A 19,945-nucleotide genomic window follows, 5' to 3' on the forward strand; every position below is an offset into this window, starting at 1 on the left:
TCAATGTTTACCCATTGAGGCTCTAGGTGTATATATTTCCTTATGATAAAACCCTACCAAAAAAATGGCGCGATCGCCCTTGGAAAAAAATCATAACATCCCCAACCGGGCGTACACTTGCCAATCAGCTTACAATAAAACCTAGTTGTGTTCTTTGACGGTATTGGTACACCTTGCCGCGGATTTGGACAGAGGCGTCGTTTCGGTCCTCCGCTTCGCTGCGGACTCCACGAACCATGACATATTTTACCGTTAACGGCTACGAGAGAATTCGCGGGCGTGATTGGATTGAATAGAAGGGATGCGATCGCGTTTGGGTTGGGTTGAAGGGAAAGAGTGCGATCGCGTTAAGGTTAGGTTGAGGGGGAGAGAGTGCGATCGCCTTTGGGTTAGGTTGAGGGAATAGAGTGCGATCGTAATGCCTTTGACTCTTAAATAAAATAAGAAAAGACTCAATTATCACCGCACTCCGCGCACAAAACCATGGCACTCACCACCACCGAGTACAAATACATTCAACTTGATGAGCGCAATATTCCCATCATCGCCGGAACCACGATGAAAGTTGTGGAACTGATCACATCAGCTAAAGCTTACCACTGGACTCCCGAAGAACTACATACCAACTATCCCCATGTCTCCCTGAGTAAAATCTATTCAGCCTTAGCCTATTACTGGGATCATAAACAGGAACTTGACGCCGATATCGAGCGACGTTATCAATTTGCCGAACAACTCCGACAGGAAGCAGGAGAATCTCCCATTGCCCAAAAATTGCGAGCAAAGGGGCTATTGTAGTGAGTATTGCTCTTTATATGGATGAACAAGTCCCCAAACCCATTACAGTTGGGTTACGTCAACGAGGCGTAGATGTTTTGACTACTCAAGAAGACAAGCACACAGGAGTCCCTGATCCGATTTTACTTGACCGCGCCGCAGAACTTGGGCGGGTTATTTTCTCTCAAGACGATGACTTTCTTTCAGAAGCTCATCGGCGTCAGGTAGAGGGGATAAATTTTGCAGGCGTTATTTATGCTCATCAGCGGAACGTTTCTATTGGAGACTGTGTGCGAGATTTAGAACTGATTGCTAAAGCCTGCGAACCTGGAGATTGTAGCAACCGAGTCCACTATCTTCCTCTGTAAACTTGTGCCAAAGGCGATCGCGTGGTGATTCGGTTGAGGGGAGAGAGTGCGATCGCCTTTGGATTAGGTTGAGGGGAGGAAGTGCGATAAGCTTCGCTTGTGCCGAAGGCAATCGCGTTTGGGTTAGGTTGAGGGGAGGAAGTGCGATCGCGTTTGGGTTAGGTTGAAGGGAGAGAGTGCGATCGCCTTTGGGTGAGGTTGAAGGGAAAAAGTGCGATCGCTCTTTGGGTTGAAGGGAGAAAGTGCGATCATGCGATCGCACGTCAGCGCTTACGTGATACCTTCAGTAAGCTACGCTAACGCAAATTCAGTATATTGTCTAACATGAGGTGGATGAAACGCTAAAACAATCTCCTCTCGTGCAATCCCTTTGATCAACAAATCTGTCGCCACTCCATCCTCTGTCCAATCTTCCTCAATCCAAATTTTGTCATCTTTCAAACGTATATGAATCATCACACTCTTAATCCGCTCATCTTTGTGCCAACCCATCAACAGCAAAAGGTAATGATCATGTATCTCATCAAAAGCTAAAGCACTTTCAGTTGTCGAACCCGATTTTTGATTGAGTTGATGATAGTCTGTTAAAACATCTTGGATGATTTGACGATAATGCTTTAATCTATCCATTGCACAATTACCTCACTCTCGGCATCAACAATTAACAACTTCACTTGATTACGATTGATAATCATCTGGGTTAACTGGCGTTGAAAATAACTTTTATAGGTTCCTTGTGTAATCGCCAAATACAGTTCAAAATCTAATGCTGTTTCTAGCAAAATATCTCGATAAACAACATACTGACCCACAGCTTGCTCTAAGTCTTTAATAAATGAGCGACCTAAAAAACTTTTGACTTCAACAAGAATTTTTTGACCCTGTTTTTCGGCTACTATTGGTTTTTCGGCTGCAATATCCACGTATAAGCGATCGCCACCATACTCCAAAGAATAATCTTCCGTTAAAATCTCCCACCCATCCTTGACCAATGCAAATCTCACAGCATTATGGTAAATATCCTTAGTCGGCATCTATAGTGTTGAAGTACATACCCCTTCAATTTTAACGAGATATAGGAGGCGATCGCCTGTCTTAGGATTGAAGGTAGAGAGAGCGATGGCGTTAGCGGAGTGGGGCGCTCTTAGCGCACAGCGCTGCTGCGTTAGACAAGCGACTCTGAAAGAGTCAGCGAGATCGCGGGCGTGATCAGATTTGGGCATAGAGTGTGATCGCGTTTGGATTAGGTTGAAGGGAGGAAGTGCGATCGCGTTAAGGTTACGGTTGAAGGGAAGAGAGTGCGATCGCCTTTGGGTTGGGTTGAGGGAAGAGAGTGCGATCGCACTTTTGATGAATTTCCAGTTACAATAACCCTTAAAGACGCTTGCGTCATGTCAAATTATCCATCTGTCTATGCCAGCCAAGGATATTTTTCACAACACCGTTCGATTAGCCCTAGAAAAAGATGGCTGGGTAATCACCGATGATCCTTTACACCTGAAAGTTGGCGGAACAGAAATGTATATAGACTTAGCTGCAGAACGATTAATTGCTGCCCAGAAAAATGGTCAAAACATAGCCGTTGAAATCAAAAGTTTTTTGCGAGAATCGGAACTAACTGAATTTCACTTAGCCCTTGGTCAATTCCTGAACTATCGCTTGGCATTAAAGCAAAAATTACCCAATTTTGTTTTATACCTAGCCATTCCTACAGATACTTATAATACCTTATTCCATCGCCAATTCATTCAGGACGCTATCGAAGAATATCAACTAAAACTACTAATTTTTGACCCCAATAAACAGAGAATTGCAGCATGGAAAGCTTAAATATAAAAGAGATAGTCCAACAAATCATCAAAGCGCACGCTATCAATCTTAAAGATGATCAGACAGAAGTCCAACTCATTTTTGATAATGAGCGTAATCATTACCTAATGATGGTAGTAGGTTGGTATGACCAACGACGGGAATATGAGAGCCTAATTCATATTGATATCAAAGATAGCAAAATTTGGATTCAGAGTGATGGAACTGAAATAGGAGTAGCCAAGGAATTGGTTGAAGCTGGAATTCCACGACAGGATATAGTTTTAGGATATAAGTCTCCCTTTAAACGGCAATTTACTGAATATGCTCACCTGTAATCTGTAGAAGGAGTTGCACGCCAATACCCGGATTTCTCACAAGTTTTGCGATCGCACTCTCCAAAACCTTTACCTAGACTAGGTTCTGGGCATTTTTGATGAACCAAGAATTTCGACAGAGTGTTGAATGCCTTATTTTACCGTCGATCCAGGCTTTATAAGCCTTTGGGGAATCGTGGTGAGAAATCCGGGCAATAGCCCATACTTTGGTAGAACGCACTCAGTACCAGAGTCACGTCATGCTATTGGCAATGGATTTGCCATCATTCAACAGAACCGAAACCCCATCTACAGGCGGACACATTTTCATAAGATGAAAGTATACCAGAAAAAAGCGCGATCGCTCTTTGGGTTGAGGGAAGAAAGTGCGATCGCATAACTTGTAAAATGGGTTTCGTTCCTAGTAACATTGACTTATTTCCCAAAGTCTTTAGAAGTCAGGGAAAGTCCAGGATTCAAATCATTAAAAAACTTGGCTAGAGATTTGGCTTGAGCTTTGCTCACCCCCCTTTCACCATTAATAATCTCCCTGACAAGCTCAAGAGAACCAAAAATCTCCACTAAAGTAGCAGGCTGCACATCCAACTCGTGCATTAGAGACTCCATTGTCGCCTTCTGCCTTGGGATACTTTTTCTGAACATCTAACAAATTAGACCACTTTGCTTTAGACGCAAAGTTATACCAGTCATTGAGAGCGTCTTCAGCAATCTTCGTGTTCAACCCAGAATTCCCGCAACTTTGCTTTGCTGATTACATGCATCCCTTTTTGTCTCTATAGCCTGTATCCGTTACCATCATTCAACAGAACTAAATTTCTACTTACAGGCGCACACATTTTTCCACTCTAAAAGTATACCAGAAAAATAGTGCGATCTGCGCTAGCTCTTTCAAGCCGCTCCGCTAACGCAGCAGCGCTTCGCTATCGCTCTTTGGGTTGAAGGGAGAGAGTGCGATCGCTGTGGGAGCATGTCAAGTTTGCACAAAATGGCCCAGTTAGTTGGCTCTCGTTGGGTTTCGTTCCTCAACCCAACCTACAAAGGTGGTTTACCCATTGAGGCTCTAGGTGTATATATTTCCTTCAAGTAAACCGTGATCCTACTAGATTGGTAAAAAAGAGCGATCGCGGTCATATTTGTTTCAGGAGTTGCTTGCACAAATGTACAGAGTGAGAGGGGTTCAAAAAATGCATTTATGTCCCTCGCTTGTAGGCATTCCGTTATTTAGTTTTGGGGGTAAATTAAAATGTATCATTAATTTCCTTTTACCTGAAGTTCATACAGATTCCAAAATGCCCCATTTAATGCCGAAAACTTGATTGGAGTAATCCGATCGCGTACTGCTTGCAACGAAAGGGAATTCACTAAATAAAAAAACGGAACTTGTTCCTGGACAATTTGTTGAAATTGACCATAAATTTCTTGGCGCTTCCGCTCATCTAACTCCTTCACCCCTTCCTCAAATAAACGATCAATTTCCAGTTCCCAATCTGAGACTTTCCAGCCTTGAATCGGCGGTTCTCCTGGCATTTGCCCCTGGTTGAATTGATGTAATGAGCCTTGGGAATACCAAATATTAAAGCTATTGTGAGGTTCCACACCACCTCCACCAAATCCACCAACATACGCTTCCCAGTCTCGACTCATCAACTTCTGCACAATCACATTAAAGTTAATTACCTGTAAATCAGCTTGAATCCCTAGATTACTCAAATCCTTTTGAATCTGAACCGCCGCGTCGATACGAGACTTTTCTTCGGCTTTCACCAACAGTGTGAATTGCACCGGGTTATCCTCCCAGTCTAAGAGTTTCCCTTGGTCATTATATTTAAATCCCGCATTGAGGAGTAATTGCTTCGCCTTTTGCGGGTTATACGCATAAACCTTTAAGCCCTCCTGTGGAGACAAATAATAAGGACTTTGCACAGCAATAGGCGAATGCTGTAATTCACCCAATCCTCGAAAAATATTGGTTTTCATCGCGTCGCGGTTAATCCCATAAGCCACAGCTTGGCGAAAGGCTAACGTATTAAACCAACGAGATTTTATCGGATCAACAAAGGGTTCTCCTTTTTCATTCTTGGCTTTGTTGAGATTGAAGCCAAAAAATCGGGTATCTGAGGAAGCACCACCATTATAAATCGTATAGTTTCCCCGGTTTTCTTCCTGCTTGAGTAAGCCAAACATTTCCGGCGCAACGTCCAGACTATCCAGTTCTCCCGAACGAAATCGAATAAACTGGTTATCGGTATTTTCAATAATTTGGACAACAATTCGCTCGATATAAGGTTGAGACGTTCCTTGACTATCCTGACGCCAATAGTAAGGATTACGCTGAAAAATTATTCGTTGAGCCGGGGTATAACTGACCATCTGATAGGGACCATTGCCAATGATTTGTTGAGGCTCAGTGTCGGTTCCCCAAGTGGACAGGAAATTCAGGTTACCATTCGCATCGGTAGTGTTGATCGACTCTTGGAGAATATGCTTGGGTAAAATAGTAATACCGCCAGCATAACGTAAAAATGGGGCAAAGGGTTCAGGAACCGTAAACTCAACTCGCCGTTCATCAAGTTTTCTCACCGAAGGAAATGCGCCTGAAGTCCCAATTCGTAGAATATCTCTGACCCCCGTAGAAATCTTTTCATTCAGATAAATCTGATTATAAGTAAAGACAATATCATCAGCCGTGAACGGTTCTCCATCCGACCATTTTAATCCAGGGCGTAGCGTAAACGTAATTCGGCGTTTATCCTCCGAGATATCCCAAGATTTCGCCAATCCCGGTTCTAATTCAGAGGTGATCCCATTTTCATTAATCAATCCATCATAAATCAAGCCAAAAACAATCCGACTAAAAAACGATTCACTAATCGCCGAATTAAACGTATCCGGATCAGAAGGAGACACAAAAACCAGTTGTGAAACTTGAGCCGCCTTACTTTTAAACTGACTGGGATTACAACTACTGAGACTGGTAAGTAGGTGGGGACAATTAAAGTTAACGGTGGGGATCGTCATTCGTCATTCGTCATTCGTCATTTGTAAGGGTTTGAGGCTTGTTAACATAACTTAATATGGTTGAGTTTATTTCCACCAACCTACTTAACCGTAAACATAGAAAGGAGAAACAATAAAAACCAACGGCGAATTCGATCAATCATAAGTAGATGGACACAATTAAAGTTAACTGTTGAGATTAGGGAACAGGGAACAGTAAAGGTTTGAGGGTTATTTACAAAAGTTAATACAGTGCCGTTTCCTTTTACCCGACTACTTATTTCCAAAATTTCTAAACTTGTTCTCCCCATCCCTTAACCCCCTCTGCGCCCTCTGCGTAAACCGCTGCGCCCCTCTGCGTTAAAAAAACATCACTCTGAACCTTCTCCCTTACCCCTACTCCTCAGAAATTCTCAACTCGTGGATATTCCAGAACGCACCCCCTAAAGCCGAATACTCAATCCCCTCCACGCGATCGCGCACAGCCGTCATCGATAGCGGATTCACCAAATAAATAAAAGGTAAGTGTTCTTTAATCAGGCGTTGGGCTTCACCATAAATGGCTTTGCGCTTCTGTTCATCTAACTCTTGAGACCCTTTAACATAGAGATCATTAATCTCTTTCTCCCAAGGCGCAACTTCCCACCCTTGAATCTCCGGTTGACCAACCGTTGGTTTTTGATTAAAACTGTGCAATCCACCTTCCGTAGACCAGACATTAGCACTATTATTCGGTTCTAATCCGCCACCGGAAAAACCCAGGAGATGACATTCCCAATCCAAGCTATTACTGAGTTTTTCCACTAAAGTACTAAACGCAATCGGATTAAAATCCACTTGCATACCAATTTTCGCCAAATCTCGTTTAATTTGCGCTCCCATGGCTTCGCGCAGTTTATTCCCCGCATTGGTAATTAAGGTAAAACGCACTCGATTCCCTTGATCGTCGAGGAGTTGTCCTTCATCGTTATACTGGAAACCTGCGCTTAACAGTAATTCCTTGGCTTTGTCCCGATTATATTCGTAAATTGGCAGTCCCTCTTCTGGAGACAAATAATAAGGACTTTGTACCGGAAGATTGGAATACTGCGGTTCACCCAATCCCCGAAACGAGTTATCAATCATCGTTCTTCGGTCAATCGCATAAGCCACTGCTTGTCTAAATTCCAAGGTATTGAACCAACGAGATTTCATCGGTTCAATTAAGGGTTCGCCATCTCGACTTCCTTTGTTCAGATTGAAGGAAATAAAACTAGAACTTAGGGTGGGACCGCCAACGTAAATATTAAAGTTACTGCGTTCCTCTTCCCGCTTAAGGAGGGAATAGAAATCCGGTGAGACACTAATCGCATCTAACCCACCAGAACGAAATTGCAAAAAGGCAGTATCGGTGGATTCAACAACTTCCCAGAAAAGGCGATTAATATAAGGTTGGGGTTGACCTTGAGGTCCCTTGCGCCAGTAATGGGGATTGCGGCGAAAGACTAAGCGTTGATTGGTATTGTAGCGATCCAGTTGATAGGGTCCGTTGACAATAATTTTATCCGGGTCAGTATCCACCCCCCAAGTGGTCATAAACTTGGGTCTTCCTTCTTGGTCTTTCTCAGTTACCGTATCCTTAAGGGCGTGGGCGGGTAAAATTGCCAGTCCTGTGGTGCGAAGAAAGGGCGCAAAGGGTTCGGGTGTGCTAAATTCAACTCGTCTTTGATCAAGTTTCCGCACGCTGGGAAAGCCGCGTGTTTCGCCAATTCTGAGAATGTCGCGAGTATCGGTAGGAATGTCTTCGTTGAGATAGATATCGTTATAGGTAAAGACGACATCATCAACCGTTAAAGGTTCTCCATCAGACCACTTTAATCCCTCTCGCAGGGTAAAAACAATCCGCTGTTGGTTATCGGAGATATCCCAAGACTCAGCCAGAGAGGGTTCAATTTCTCCGGTGACACCATTTTCAGTTACCAGTCCCTCGTAGGTATACCCAAAAATATTCGGCGACTCCTGAGAGAGGGCGTAGTTAAAGGTTTTGGGATCACTGAGAATACTGGTGACAAGTTGTGAACCCTGGGCGGCTTCCGAAGTAAAGGTTGCAGGGTTACAGGCGGATAGTGCGATCGCAATGATACAGGTCAGTAGACTCAGACACCAGCGACGCAAAGGAATATTTGCCAAGATAGTCACGAATCCTATTGAAAGCTTACACCCCTAATTTTAGGGCTAGGTAGAGACGTTGCATGTAACGTCTCGACAACCCTGTTAGGCTTCAGCCATCCGCCTCACAACTGAAGGGGTGACAAGCTGTCTGAAACCCTTGACAATGAGGCTTTGAGCGACATTAATATCTCCAAAGATGAAGCCTTATTGACAGATGAAAACCACAGCCATGAGATATATTCAAGCGAAGCGTTGTGCAGGGGGTATGGGGGAGGCACTCGTCCCCCATCGGGGGGTCTGGGGGGCTGGTCCCCCAGAGACAAACCTCTATCTTTGACCCTATCTGTGACGAGAAGAAATGGGCTAAAAGCCAGATAGCTCAACACTCCAGCTAGCGTGTATTAATCCTCATCCTCCTCATCCTCCAGATATTCCTCCGCCAACTCGTCAGAGTCCTCATCCCCATCCATCAACGACTCAAAATCGCTGGTATCCTCTTCTTCCATACTGTACGCGCGAGCCGTGCGATCGTCTAGCACTTCTAAGGAATCATCTTGGTCGAATTCACTACTCTCATTCAGATCGCCAAAATCATACTCAGCACCGCCATTGGCGGAATCAGCATCGACACCACTGGTTGGATCTTCATAAGCGTTATACCCGGTTCCGGCGGGAATCAGGCGACCAATAATCACGTTCTCCTTCAAACCCCGCAACCAATCGGATTTCCCTTCAATAGCCGCTTCAGTGAGGACGCGAGTAGTTTCCTGGAAGCTAGCGGCGGAGATGAAGCTATCCGTATTCAGTGAAGCTTTAGTAATCCCCAACAATACTGGCGTATATTGAGCCGGTGCGCCCCCAGTAATTGCCATGGCTTCATTCACGGTCTCAATTTGCCGTAACTCCACCAATTCTCCAGGTAGCATTGTGGTATCACCCCCATCATCAACCCGAACTTTCGAGGTCATCTGACGAACAATCACTTCGATATGCTTGTCCGAGATATCGATTCCCTGGGATTGATACACCGACTGGACTTCATTAACCAGAAAGGCTTGTGCGGCTTGTAGTCCTGCTAAAGCACCTTCATAGATTCCCTTTTCTTCCACGGTGAAATTAAAGAAAATCTCCAGAATCTCGTGGGGATTTGCCGGTCCATCTGTTAACGGTTGACCGACCTTAACAAACTGAGCATCAGAAACCATCGCGTTTTGTCCCGGACTCACCGGATAATCTGTAATCACCCCTTCCGGTTCAATCACCTTGATATCAACGGTTTCATCTTCCTCATACACCACCTGCGTCTCACCGGGACGCCGGGCTAATACACAGGCTTCTTTGGGTTTACGGGCTTCTAGGAGTTCTTCAATCCGGGGTAGCCCTTGAATAATATCCCCTGTCTTTGCCCGCTCAAACACTAGCAGCACCAGGTTGTCACCCCGTTGCACCAAGTCTCCATTATCAATTTGCAGCACCGCACCCGGAGAAACTCGATAAGGACGTGCGAGTCGCAACGTTACTGAGTCTTCGTTAACTTGGACAACTTGTCCGGATTCAGAGGCTTGCACATTGGCGGCGAGAAAATCAGTCTCCACGACTAAATCTCCCACCTTCACCTGAGGTGTGCCACTAATGGGAACGGTAATCCGATCCGCATCCCGAACCACCAGTACCCGGCGAATGGCTTCCACGCCTTCGCGAATCCCTCGGACTTCACCGGATTCTTTACACTGAATTTCGGTGCGGGCGACGACGTCTTTGGGCGCAATTTTATCCCCATCGTTAACCAACAGCCGAGTTTGGGTACTTCCCCCTAAGGGATCAGCGGAGGTATCGCGCCGGATCACCAACGATTCCAGGATCACCAACTGCAACCGCATGTCCTCTGGATCATCCGACTCTTCGGCTGTGACTAATTCAATATCCGCTGAAAGCTGAGAAGCGGAATGATCGCCGTCGGACTCCTGAGTCATGTCCAAAACGAGTTGAGTTCGCAGCAACTCTAGTCCTTCAACGGACTTAATCCGCTCTCCATCTTTGTAGGGTAGCCGCTGAATCGTCCGTAGCTCAATCCCGATCGCACTCTCGCCATCCGACTCACCACCCTCGGTAGAACCGTTGGCACTGTCGATGGAGGCTTGAGAGGGGACATCGGGTTCATCGGGAATGTTAAACTCTACCACAGGTCTGAGCAGTAATGCCATGCCCTCTGGCGTCTCGGCGACTTCCCCATACCGCAGTTCTGCCACGCTTAACCCAGGGACAGGTTCTGTACCCGGATGTACCAGCTGACCTTCAGAGGCAAAGGCGTCGGGTACTTCATCCACCAAATGCAAGTCTCCGGGCTTAATCACAATTTCCCGCAGAATGTCATTCTTCTGCACAACTTCGACAATCCCTCCCGATTGGCAGAAGATATCTTTCACCACTTCTGTCCCGGCTTCCACATATTGACCGTCTTCCACTAGCAGCAACGAGATATCTTTATTAACCTCGTGGCATTCTTCGGGAATCCACAGCAGGGTGCCGCCTTTGGTGATTTCGTATCCTTGCTTGGCTTTACCGCGCTTAGCGACTTCTACGCCGCCATACTTAATAATCCCCCCAGTCTGGGTGCGATAGCGATCATCAACCAGCTCCGCTACCACTTGATTATTTAACACTTTTGTGCCTGGGGTTGCCTTGAGCAAGAAGCGCTGGTTATTGGCGGTGTGAATCACATACTGTTCGCGACCCCCACTGCTTTCCATTCGCACCGCTGCTTGGTCTAGGCGTACTGACGCGGTGATGATGTCAATTTCCCGCTTACCAGGGGTCAGGCGCACTACACCACCGTTTTGGCTGACTAATTTGGTTTCTGCTAACACAGAACCCGGTTCCACGGCATCCCCGTTTCTGACCACGGGTTCGGCACCCGGAGGCAGGTTATACACCTCGCCTGATAACACCCACAACAAGCCACCCCGCTGGGCAATGCGGGTCGTATTGCCTTGGCGATCGGTTTTTTCTTCGGGAATCAAGTCGGCAAACAGGACTTCTCCCGCCAAATCCGAGGCGACGTCTTTTGCGGCTTTTTCCGTAGATAGGCGAGATTTCCCTAACGCCACTTCTGCCAAAAGCTGTTCCGCTTTCACCTCTTGCCCATCGCTAACCAGGAGGATGGAACCGGGCGTGACGGGAACCGTCTTGGCTTTCCCCTTATTGATGGGTTCCAGAATCAGTTCACCGGCGACTTCCACCTGTTCCCGCTCTTCCCCATGGCGGGTACGCACACCTCGGGTACGCAGACGGCTAGAAAAGCGGACAACGCCATCAAACGCCGCTGAGACTTGGCGGGCGACTTCCCCGGTGAATACTCCCCCGGTGTGGAATGTCCGCATGGTTAGCTGAGTTCCGGGTTCACCAATGGACTGAGCCGCAATAATACCCACGGCTTCGCCCAAGTCTACCATGTGTCCATGTGCCAAACTCCAGCCGTAGCAATGCTGACAAACTGAGCGCGAGGCTTCACAGGTTAGGGGAGAGCGAACCATCAACTCTTCCACCTTCGCTTCGCCGATGATGTCGGCTAAATCGTCGGAGATGGCTTGGTTCCGTTTGGCGATCACCTCTTTGGTTTTCGGATGCAGCACATCAGCGGCTAGGACTCGCCCCAAGAGACGATCTTGTAGGGGAATCAGCACGCGATCGCCATCTGTCATCGCGGTTAGCTGGATGCCTCGGGTTGTCCCACAGTCCACTTCCCGGACAATCACATCCTGAGACACATCCACCAGACGTCGGGTCAGATACCCTGAGTCAGCCGTTCTCAGGGCGGTATCCACCAGTCCTTTCCGTGCCCCGTAACTGGAAATAATATATTCGGTAACCGTTAACCCTTCCCGGAAATTGGTCTTGATCGGCAGGTCAATAATTTCCCCTTGCGGATCAGCCATTAGACCCCGCATCCCGACCAATTGGCGCACCTGAGACAGGTTTCCTCTTGCCCCAGAAAACGCCATCATATAGACCGAATTCAAGGGATCAGTTGCCTTGAAATTGACCACCACTTCATCTTTCAGGGCTTCCGACGTACTATTCCAGGTATCAATTACTTTCTGGAATCGTTCAACTTCGGTGATTTCCCCCCGACTGTAACGTGCTTCCGTGGCGCGAATCTGGGCTTCTGCCGCTTCTAGCATCTCCCGCTTTTTCGGCGGGACAAGTAGGTCATCGACACTAATTGAAACTCCCGCTTTGGTGGCATAGCGGAAGCCTAAATCCTTCAGCTTGTCAGCCATCTGGGCGGTACGGGCGCTGCCATACTTGGTAAACGCCCAGGAAATCAGTTTTTTGAGCTGACCTTTATCAACGACTCGATTGTAGAAAATCGATTCTTTTTGTCCTTTGTCATTCGTCATTTGTCATTCGTCCTTGGTGATTCGTCCTGGGTGATTCGTCCTGGGTTTTGGTTCAGGTAATCATCAGGGCATCTTGAATGGCTTTGTTGTAAATAATCCGACCTGGTGTCGTGCGAACGTACTGCGAAATCAGTTCTCCATCTGCCGTTTCTCGGACGCGGCGGTCTTTATAGACTTTCGTCACCGTCCCATCCGAAGAGGTTTCTGAGGAAATCACCTGCCCATCCTCCGACTTGCCTGCCTGAATCTTGCCATCGAAACGCACCCAGACGTAAGCATGTAACTCAACTTGCTGGTGTTCAAAGGCGCGGATGGCATCATCCAACGAAGCAAAATAGCGACCCTCTCCTTTTTTGGCATGGGGATTTTCGGCGGTAAGGTAATAGCAACCCAACACCATGTCCTGACTGGGTGCGACAATCGGACGTCCTGTTGCTGGAGAGAGAATATTATTGGACGCCAACATTAACAATCGGGCTTCGGCTTGGGATTCCAAAGACAAGGGAACGTGAACCGCCATCTGGTCACCGTCAAAGTCCGCGTTAAAGGCAGGACAGACTAAGGGGTGAAGTTGAATAGCGCGACCTTCAACCAAAATTGGTTCAAAGGATTGAATCCCTAGGCGGTGCAGTGTTGGCGCTCGGTTGAGCAAGACGGGATGACCGGCAATCACTTCTTCTAGCACGTCCCAAACGCTGGCATCACCGCGCTGAATCAGTTTTTTGGCGGCTTTAATGTTATTCACTAACCCTTGACTAATCAGGCGATGGATCACAAAGGGTTGAAACAGTTCAATCGCCATTTCGCGGGGTAAACCGCACTGGTGAATTTTCAGATTCGGACCGACGACAATTACCGAACGTCCGGAGTAATCCACCCGTTTCCCCAGCAGGTTTTGGCGGAATCGACCCTGTTTCCCTTCAATAATGTCCGACAATGACTTTAATGCCCGATTATTCGCACCCACCACCGTGCGTCCTCGGCGTCCATTATCAATCAGCGCATCAACCGCTTCTTGCAGCATCCGCTTTTCGTTGCGGACAATAATTTCTGGGGCGAGGATTTCCTGGAGGCGTGCCAAGCGATTATTGCGGTTGATCACCCGGCGATACAAGTCATTCAAGTCTGAAGTCGCAAAGCGTCCACCATCGAGCTGAACCATGGGACGCAGATCCGGCGGGATGACCGGAATCACCGTCAGCACCATCCACTCGGCTTGCGACCCGGTGGCGATAAAGTTATCAATTACCCGCAGTCGCTTAATCAGCTTTGCCCGCTTTTGACCTTTGGCGTTGCTGATGTCCTCGCGCAGTTTTTCGGCTTCGTTGTCTAAGTTGACATCTTGCAAGAGTCGTTGTAGAGCTTCTGCACCAATGCCCACTTCTACGCCATTGAGTTCGGAGTCTTCACTGTAAAGTTGCTCCTCAATTTCCAGCCATTGGTCTTCAGTCAATAGCTGTTTATAGCTGAGATTTTCAGCATTCCCTGGACTCAGAACAACATAAGCATTGAAATAAACAATCTGCTCGACATCCCGCAACGGCATATCCAAGAGAATACTCAGGTAACTGGGAATTCCTTTGAGATACCAAACATGCGCCACAGGCGCCGCCAGTTTAATGAACCCCATGCGATGTCGTCGTACCCGCGACTCGGTGACTTCCACGCCGCAGCGTTCACAGACAATCCCGCGATGGCGAACTCGTTTATATTTACCGCAGTGACATTCCCAGTCTTTGGCTGGACCAAAAATCCGCTCACAAAATAGCCCGTCCATTTCGGGTTTGAGCGTGCGATAGTTAATCGTTTCCGGTTTTGTCACTTCCCCTACCACTTGACCATTGGGTAGGGTGCGTTCTCCCCAAGTACGGATGCGCTCTGGAGAGGCGATACCAATTTTTACGTAGTCAAAGCGTTGTTCTTGTTGCTGTTTCATCGTCCAGGGTTTTTAGGGTTTCAGACGTGCCATGGCGCGTCTTGAATTTTGAATGGGTAGGGGCGGGTTTGACGACTATCGTGTTTGATTCACCCAGATGTAACTCAACCCGCCTCGACTGGGTGTAGAGACGTTGTAAGCAACGTCTCTACATTATTCAACGAGAGAGACCTTATGTCTCTTCTTCTTGAAATTCCTCACTGCGGAGAGATTCATAAGTGGGTCGGCTGGGGGTACGACGGCGATCGCCATCTGCCATTAAATCGACTTCTAAGTCACGGCTAGAGCCATCGTCATCCGTTTCGACTTTGTGAACGGCAATATCCAGTCCCAAGGATTGAAGTTCTCGCATCAACACCTTAAAGGATTCTGGCGTACCGGGTCGCGGAATTGCCTTGCCTTTAACAATGGCGTTGAGGGCTTCGTTACGACCTTGCATATCGTCTGATTTCACGGTGAGTAACTCTTGCAGGGTATAAGCCGCGCCAAAAGCTTCCAATGCCCAAACTTCCATTTCACCAAATCGTTGACCGCCCTGCTGCGCCTTACCACCCAACGGTTGCTGAGTAACCAGGGAATAAGGTCCGGTGGAACGAGCATGAATCTTATCATCGACCAAGTGAACCAGTTTTAACATGTAGGCGATACCGATTGTCACCGGACGATCAAAGGGTTCACCCGTGCGACCGTCAAACACCTGAATTTTACCGGGATTGTCTGGATCAAATACCCAATCTTGTCCCGTTTCTTCCCGCGCTTGCTGAAGTTTGCCATGAACAGTCAGCCGGGATGCTTCTTCCCCATACATTTCATCAAAGGGAATCATTTTAAAGCGCAGGTCTAAGTTTTCACCCGCCCATCCCAGTAAACATTCAAAGACTTGACCGACATTCATCCGACTGGGAACGCCCAAGGGATTGAGAATAATGTCGAGGGGAGTGCCATCAGGGAGGTAGGGCATATCTTCCATCGGCAGAATCCGGGAAATAATCCCCTTATTGCCGTGACGACCTGCCATTTTATCACCCACCTGAATCTTGCGCTTCTGTGCCACATAGACGCGCACCACCATGTTGGCACCAGGGGGAAGTTCATCCCCTTGTTCACGGGTAAAGATGCGGACATCCACAACCCGACCTTTTTCGCCGTTGGGAACGCGCAAGGAGTTGTCCCGCACATCCCGGGCTTTTTCCCCGAAAATCGCCCGCAGCAGTTTTTCTTCGGGGGGTTGATCTGATTCCCCTTTGGGGGTGACTTTCCCGACGAGAATGTCTCCGGCTTCTACCCACGCCCCGATCCGAATAATTCCTTGTTCGTCGAGTTGGCGCAGCGAATCTTCCCCCACGTTGGGAATTTCACGGGTGATTTCTTCGGGTCCGAGTTTGGTTTGTCGGGCTTCAATTTCGTATTTTTCAATGTGAATACTGGTGTACACATCATCCAACACCAGTCGTTCACTAATCAGGATGGCGTCTTCGTAGTTGTAGCCTTCCCAAGGCATATATGCCACCAGAATGTTCTGCCCTAATGCCAGTTCTCCCCCTTCAGTGGCTGAACCGTCAGCTAGGATTTGACCGGCTTCCACGTCATCCCCGTAGAAGACTAACGGACGCTGATTTAAGCAGGTGTCTTGGTTAGACCGCTGATATTTCTGGAGTTCATACTCGATGATTTCTGGTTCGCTCGTCTGTTCTGTCTCTAGGCTGTCTCCGGGCAAGGCGGGGGTGCTGGGAGCCGTTTGGACGCGGATTTTGGTGGCATCCACATAAACAACCTCACCCGCTTTGCGTGAGACAATCACCATCCCTGAATCTCGTGCGGCTTGGGCTTCCAAGCCTGTACCCACTAAGGGGCGTTCTGGACGCAACAAGGGGACGGCTTGCCGTTGCATGTTGGAACCCATCAGGGCGCGGTTGGCGTCGTCATGTTCCAGGAAGGGAATGAGTGAGGTTGCCACGGAGATAATTTGTACCGGAGAGACCGCCACAAAGTCTACTTGATCCGGGGTGGTGGTGGTGAATTCTTGGCGATAGCGCACGGGAACCGATTCGCCCAAGATATAACCATTTTCATCCATGGGGATGTCACCGGGAGCAACGCGCAAGTCGTCCTCTTCATCAGCAGTCATGTAAAGCGGTGCTTTGTCTTTAATCACCCGCCCGTTTTCTACGGGGTACGAGGGGGTTTCAATAAAGCCGTAGGCGTTAACTCGTGCATGGGTGGCTAAGGAACCAATTAGACCAGCGTTGGGTCCTTCGGGCGTCTCAATGGGGCAAATCCGTCCATAGTGCGAGGGGTGAATATCCCGCACCGCAAACCCCGCCCGTTCACGGGTTAAGCCACCCGGTCCAAGGGCAGATAAACGGCGTTTGTGGGTTAACTCAGCTAGGGGATTGGTCTGATCCATGAATTGGGATAGCTGAGATGAGCCAAAGAATTCTTTAATCGCCGCGACTAGGGGTTTGGGGTTGACCAAGGAGGCGGGGGTTAGGGTATCGGAATCAGAAACGGTCATCCGTTCCCGAATAATCCGTTCTAAACGATTCAATCCCACCCGCACCTGGTTTTGCAGCAGTTCACCCACGGAACGCACCCGACGGTTCCCCAAGTGGTCGATATCGTCGGTGCTGCCAATATCAAATTCCAGGTTGATCAGGTAATCGATCGCGCCCATGATATCTTGGGGCGTCAGCACCCGAATTGTATCAGCCACATTTAGGCGCAACTTGCGGTTAATTTTGTAGCGACCGACACGACCGAGATCGTACCGTTTGGCGTCGAAAAAGCGTGAGTCTAATAACTGCTGACCGCCGCTGACTGTCGGCGGTTCACCTGGACGGAGCTTGCGATATAGCTCCATCAGAGCTTCTTCTTCACTGGGATTGCCTTCTTTGTCTAAGGTCTTTTGATAATAATCGGGGTGACGCAGGGCATCGATAATTTCGTTGTCCGAGAGTCCCAGGGCTTTTAAGAGAACTTGGGCAGACAGTTTCCGGGTTTTGTCGATACGAACCCAGACTAAATCATTTTTGTCGGTTTCAAATTTTAACCATGCGCCTCGGTTGGGAATTAACGAAGCGGAGTAGGTGCGGCGTCCGTTTTTGTCGATTTCCGACTTGTAGTAGACGCCGGGACTGCGGACAATTTGATTGACAATGACCCGCTCGGCACCATTAATAATAAACGTACCGCGATCGGTCATCAGGGGCAGATCGCCAATAAAGACTTCTTGCTCTTTAATCTCACCTGTCTCTTTGTTGATCAGGCGAGTGGGGACATACATTTGCACCGCATAAGTGCTGTCTCGCCGCTTGGCTTCATCCACATCGTATTTAGGGCGCTTGAGCTTATAGTCTTTGCCGATAAAGTGGAGTTCCAGCTTACCTGTGTAGTCACTAATCGGTGAGAAGCTGTCAAGTTCTTCAATTAACCCTTCTTCAAGAAACCAGCGAAAACTGGCTCGCTGAATTTCAACTAGGTCTGGTAATAGATAGGTGGGAGTTGTATAAGTTTGAGTCGTCATGCTTTTCCTTCTGGAGAGGGTGAATCAGCGTCAGGATGGGCTTCACAGCCAAGGTAGAGGCAGAATTTGCTCCTCTAGTCAGCGATCCTGAGCAATACGATAGTATGATTGGCTATATCCATCGGGGTAGATACCAGTCAGCGTCTAGCGCTGCCAAGCCGAGAATTTTTACCTCAAAGAAGCAATAAGAGAGTCTGAGGATAATAACGACTGTCTTAATAATCGGCGGGAGCGTTTTAATGATAATGATGATACAGGGCTTGATCTACAATGAGATAGAATCGGCGGCATCTTCTCCTCGTGGGCAGTTGGGCATCAATTAAGGATTGTTTCGGGGTAGGCAGTGATGGCGGGATAAAACTTGAGAAAATTTTATACATAGTAACTCTTCTTAATCAATTATGGCGCAAGCCCAACGGGATTTACCTGTTTGCCACTCCTTTTTTGGCTTTAGGGGAAGATGGGGGAGATGGGGAAGATGGGGGAGATGGGGAAGATGGGGGAGATGGGGAAGTAATAGACTGACATAGTTGAAAACGTAATCATTGAACCCAAACCCCCATTTTTTGACCTAACCCTAGGCTCATCGGGCATAATAAATTTTATGGTTGGCGATCGCGAACTGGTGTTCTAGTGCGTCCTGGCAGAAATAACTGAACAGCTAACATCTCCCCCTGCTCCCTCTGCTCCCCCTGCTCCCTCTGCTCCCTCTGCTCCCCCTGCTCTCCCTGCTTCATCGTATCTACGAAGCTGCTCAAGTATTTTTGCCGCGCGGCACTAGGCATCATCTACGCTCAGATTAAACAGCCGACAGGCATTCTGGGTAGTTTCTTGTGCCAAGGTTTCCAGGGGAATCTGCCGCAGTTTGGCAACACAATCGGCAACATGGTACACGTTAGCGGGTTCATTGCGCTTCCCCCGTTTGGGTACGGGGGCGAGGAACGGACAATCTGTTTCAATCAGCAGGCGATCGCTTGGCACTAGAGTGGCTGATTCTTTAATGGCTGTGGCGTTTTTAAAGGTGACAATACCACTAAAGCTAATATAAAAACCTAGATCCAAAAACCACTGAGTCTCCTCTGGCGTTCCCCCCCAACAATGCATCACACCTCGAATGGGTCCCACCTCTTGACAAAACTGCTTCACCTGATCACGAAGATCAGCAGCAGCATCGCGACAGTGAATAATTACGGGTAAGTCAAGCTCGTGAGCGATCGCAAGTTGTGCAGCGAATACCTGCTTTTGCTGGTCTTGGTTTTCGGCTTTGTAGAAATCTAGTCCCATTTCCCCAATTGCCACAACTCTGGCATCAGAACCTGCCAAGGCGCGAATTTGATCCGCCATCTGGGGCGTCCATTTGTGGGCATCTAGGGGATGTAAGCCGACAGCGAAAGACAGTTCGGGGAATTGATCCGCTAACTGCTGAATCCCGGAAAACTCCGACGGTTCAACACAGGAATGCACTAACTGCACGACGCCGACATCCCGCCAGCGATCGCGCACCGCTTCTCGATCAGACTCGAAGACATCGAAGTTGATATGAACATGGGTGTCTATCAACTGCATTGACATTGTGTGTGTCCTCTCCTGCTCAATTCTTATCCAAGATCAACCCAAGGAGCCAACATTTTTCCTAGCTTAGAGCT

At 48.0% G+C, this 19,945-nt stretch carries 19 protein-coding genes and 1 pseudogene; 6 read left to right on the top strand and 14 right to left on the bottom strand.

Annotated features, from left to right (window positions below; all coding sequences use genetic code 11):
- Window positions 1-252 precede the first annotated feature (252 nt).
- Window positions 253-456, bottom strand: a complete 204-nt coding sequence (locus RID53_RS26405; protein WP_446390927.1) for a hypothetical protein — start codon at window positions 454-456, stop codon at window positions 253-255.
- Window positions 457-483: 27 nt separating this feature from the next.
- Between RID53_RS26405 and RID53_RS26410 the strand changes: the two genes are divergently transcribed.
- Together RID53_RS26410 and RID53_RS26415 are read left to right on the top strand one after the other, a co-directional pair.
- Window positions 484-798: a DUF433 domain-containing protein gene (locus tag RID53_RS26410; protein ID WP_446390928.1), complete on the top strand. Its 315-nt coding sequence runs from the start codon at window positions 484-486 to the stop codon at window positions 796-798.
- Entirely contained in the window at window positions 798-1,145 is a 348-nt protein-coding gene (locus tag RID53_RS26415; protein WP_446390929.1) for a DUF5615 family PIN-like protein, read from the top strand. The genes RID53_RS26410 and RID53_RS26415 overlap by 1 nt, the downstream gene beginning before the upstream one ends.
- Here the strand turns inward: RID53_RS26415 and RID53_RS26420 are convergent.
- The 4 genes from RID53_RS26420 to RID53_RS26435 all read right to left on the bottom strand — a co-directional run bounded on the left by RID53_RS26420 (window position 1,090) and on the right by RID53_RS26435 (window position 2,538).
- Window positions 1,090-1,407: a hypothetical protein gene (locus tag RID53_RS26420; protein ID WP_446390930.1), complete on the bottom strand. Its 318-nt coding sequence runs from the start codon at window positions 1,405-1,407 to the stop codon at window positions 1,090-1,092. The genes RID53_RS26415 and RID53_RS26420 overlap by 56 nt on opposite strands.
- A gap of 29 nt (window positions 1,408-1,436) precedes the next feature.
- Window positions 1,437-1,775, bottom strand: coding sequence for an element excision factor XisI family protein (locus RID53_RS26425; protein ID WP_446390931.1), 339 nt, complete (start codon window positions 1,773-1,775; stop codon window positions 1,437-1,439).
- A complete protein-coding gene (locus RID53_RS26430; protein WP_446390932.1) occupies window positions 1,763-2,179 on the bottom strand; it encodes a XisH family protein in 417 nt (138 codons plus the stop codon). Before RID53_RS26430 ends, RID53_RS26425 begins: the two co-directional genes overlap by 13 nt.
- Window positions 2,180-2,388: 209 nt before the next feature.
- Window positions 2,389-2,538 (bottom strand): hypothetical protein, encoded by a 150-nt coding sequence (locus RID53_RS26435; protein ID WP_446390933.1) that lies wholly within the window; start codon window positions 2,536-2,538, stop codon window positions 2,389-2,391.
- A 20-nt stretch (window positions 2,539-2,558) separates the two neighbouring features.
- On the opposite strand from RID53_RS26435, the gene RID53_RS26440 reads away from it, so the two are divergent.
- The 3 genes from RID53_RS26440 to RID53_RS26450 all read left to right on the top strand — a co-directional run bounded on the left by RID53_RS26440 (window position 2,559) and on the right by RID53_RS26450 (window position 3,671).
- Window positions 2,559-2,975 carry a XisH family protein gene (locus RID53_RS26440; protein WP_446390934.1) on the top strand — a complete coding sequence of 139 codons (417 nt, stop codon included), beginning with the start codon at window positions 2,559-2,561 and terminating at the stop codon, window positions 2,973-2,975.
- Window positions 2,963-3,292: an element excision factor XisI family protein gene (locus RID53_RS26445; protein WP_446390935.1), complete on the top strand. Its 330-nt coding sequence runs from the start codon at window positions 2,963-2,965 to the stop codon at window positions 3,290-3,292. The genes RID53_RS26440 and RID53_RS26445 overlap by 13 nt, the downstream gene beginning before the upstream one ends.
- 127 nt (window positions 3,293-3,419) lie before the next feature.
- The gene (locus tag RID53_RS26450; RefSeq protein ID WP_446390936.1) at window positions 3,420-3,671 is read left to right on the top strand and encodes a hypothetical protein; all 252 of its coding nucleotides are present in this window, start codon (window positions 3,420-3,422) and stop codon (window positions 3,669-3,671) included.
- Between the two features lie 35 nt (window positions 3,672-3,706).
- Here RID53_RS26450 and RID53_RS26455 read toward each other — a convergent pair whose 3' ends face one another.
- The 7 genes and pseudogenes from RID53_RS26455 to rpoB all read right to left on the bottom strand — a co-directional run bounded on the left by RID53_RS26455 (window position 3,707) and on the right by rpoB (window position 18,299).
- Window positions 3,707-3,898 (bottom strand): hypothetical protein, encoded by a 192-nt coding sequence (locus RID53_RS26455; protein WP_446390952.1) that lies wholly within the window; start codon window positions 3,896-3,898, stop codon window positions 3,707-3,709.
- A gap of 7 nt (window positions 3,899-3,905) precedes the next feature.
- Window positions 3,906-4,053, bottom strand: a pseudogene (locus RID53_RS26460) (type II toxin-antitoxin system HigB family toxin); the annotation flags it as partial.
- Between the two features lie 490 nt (window positions 4,054-4,543).
- Window positions 4,544-6,310 carry an ABC transporter substrate-binding protein gene (locus RID53_RS26465; RefSeq protein ID WP_446390937.1) on the bottom strand — a complete coding sequence of 589 codons (1,767 nt, stop codon included), beginning with the start codon at window positions 6,308-6,310 and terminating at the stop codon, window positions 4,544-4,546.
- 375 nt (window positions 6,311-6,685) lie between these two features.
- On the bottom strand, window positions 6,686-8,449 hold the full coding sequence (locus tag RID53_RS26470; RefSeq protein ID WP_446390950.1) for an ABC transporter substrate-binding protein: 1,764 nt from the start codon (window positions 8,447-8,449) through the stop codon (window positions 6,686-6,688).
- 392 nt (window positions 8,450-8,841) lie between these two features.
- Complete coding sequence (locus RID53_RS26475) at window positions 8,842-12,840, bottom strand: DNA-directed RNA polymerase subunit beta' (RefSeq protein ID WP_446390938.1); 3,999 nt, start codon at window positions 12,838-12,840, stop codon at window positions 8,842-8,844.
- 52 nt (window positions 12,841-12,892) lie between these two features.
- Window positions 12,893-14,776, bottom strand: a complete 1,884-nt coding sequence (locus tag RID53_RS26480) for a DNA-directed RNA polymerase subunit gamma (protein ID WP_446390939.1) — start codon at window positions 14,774-14,776, stop codon at window positions 12,893-12,895.
- Between the two features lie 172 nt (window positions 14,777-14,948).
- A complete protein-coding gene (gene rpoB, locus RID53_RS26485; RefSeq protein ID WP_446390940.1) occupies window positions 14,949-18,299 on the bottom strand; it encodes a DNA-directed RNA polymerase subunit beta in 3,351 nt (1,116 codons plus the stop codon).
- A gap of 300 nt (window positions 18,300-18,599) precedes the next feature.
- Between rpoB and RID53_RS26490 the strand changes: the two genes are divergently transcribed.
- The gene (locus tag RID53_RS26490; protein ID WP_446390941.1) at window positions 18,600-18,824 is read left to right on the top strand and encodes a hypothetical protein; all 225 of its coding nucleotides are present in this window, start codon (window positions 18,600-18,602) and stop codon (window positions 18,822-18,824) included.
- 77 nt (window positions 18,825-18,901) lie between these two features.
- Here RID53_RS26490 and RID53_RS26495 read toward each other — a convergent pair whose 3' ends face one another.
- The gene (locus RID53_RS26495; protein WP_446390942.1) at window positions 18,902-19,087 is read right to left on the bottom strand and encodes a hypothetical protein; all 186 of its coding nucleotides are present in this window, start codon (window positions 19,085-19,087) and stop codon (window positions 18,902-18,904) included.
- On the bottom strand, window positions 19,077-19,865 hold the full coding sequence (locus RID53_RS26500) for a TatD family hydrolase (RefSeq protein WP_446390951.1): 789 nt from the start codon (window positions 19,863-19,865) through the stop codon (window positions 19,077-19,079). The genes RID53_RS26495 and RID53_RS26500 overlap by 11 nt, the downstream gene beginning before the upstream one ends.
- Window positions 19,866-19,945 lie beyond the last annotated feature (80 nt).

The organism is Coleofasciculus sp. B1-GNL1-01 (assembly GCF_040220235.1).
Classification (GTDB): domain Bacteria; phylum Cyanobacteriota; class Cyanobacteriia; order Cyanobacteriales; family Coleofasciculaceae; genus Coleofasciculus.

What these genes read in the sequence shown, in the direction of transcription:
- RID53_RS26410 (WP_446390928.1), top strand. Translation starts at nt 484, where the DNA reads ATGGCACTCACCACCACCGAGTACAAATACATTCAACTTGATGAGCGC.
- RID53_RS26425 (WP_446390931.1), bottom strand. Translation starts at nt 1,775, where the DNA reads ATGGATAGATTAAAGCATTATCGTCAAATCATCCAAGATGTTTTAACA.
- RID53_RS26430 (WP_446390932.1), bottom strand. Translation starts at nt 2,179, where the DNA reads ATGCCGACTAAGGATATTTACCATAATGCTGTGAGATTTGCATTGGTC.
- RID53_RS26435 (WP_446390933.1), bottom strand. Translation starts at nt 2,538, where the DNA reads ATGACGCAAGCGTCTTTAAGGGTTATTGTAACTGGAAATTCATCAAAA.
- RID53_RS26440 (WP_446390934.1), top strand. Translation starts at nt 2,559, where the DNA reads ATGCCAGCCAAGGATATTTTTCACAACACCGTTCGATTAGCCCTAGAA.
- RID53_RS26445 (WP_446390935.1), top strand. Translation starts at nt 2,963, where the DNA reads ATGGAAAGCTTAAATATAAAAGAGATAGTCCAACAAATCATCAAAGCG.
- RID53_RS26450 (WP_446390936.1), top strand. Translation starts at nt 3,420, where the DNA reads ATGCCTTATTTTACCGTCGATCCAGGCTTTATAAGCCTTTGGGGAATC.
- RID53_RS26455 (WP_446390952.1), bottom strand. Translation starts at nt 3,898, where the DNA reads ATGGAGTCTCTAATGCACGAGTTGGATGTGCAGCCTGCTACTTTAGTG.
- RID53_RS26465 (WP_446390937.1), bottom strand. Translation starts at nt 6,310, where the DNA reads ATGACGATCCCCACCGTTAACTTTAATTGTCCCCACCTACTTACCAGT.
- RID53_RS26475 (WP_446390938.1), bottom strand. Translation starts at nt 12,840, where the DNA reads ATGACGAATGACAAAGGACAAAAAGAATCGATTTTCTACAATCGAGTC.
- RID53_RS26480 (WP_446390939.1), bottom strand. Translation starts at nt 14,776, where the DNA reads ATGAAACAGCAACAAGAACAACGCTTTGACTACGTAAAAATTGGTATC.
- rpoB (WP_446390940.1), bottom strand. Translation starts at nt 18,299, where the DNA reads ATGACGACTCAAACTTATACAACTCCCACCTATCTATTACCAGACCTA.
- RID53_RS26495 (WP_446390942.1), bottom strand. Translation starts at nt 19,087, where the DNA reads ATGATGCCTAGTGCCGCGCGGCAAAAATACTTGAGCAGCTTCGTAGAT.
- RID53_RS26500 (WP_446390951.1), bottom strand. Translation starts at nt 19,865, where the DNA reads ATGCAGTTGATAGACACCCATGTTCATATCAACTTCGATGTCTTCGAG.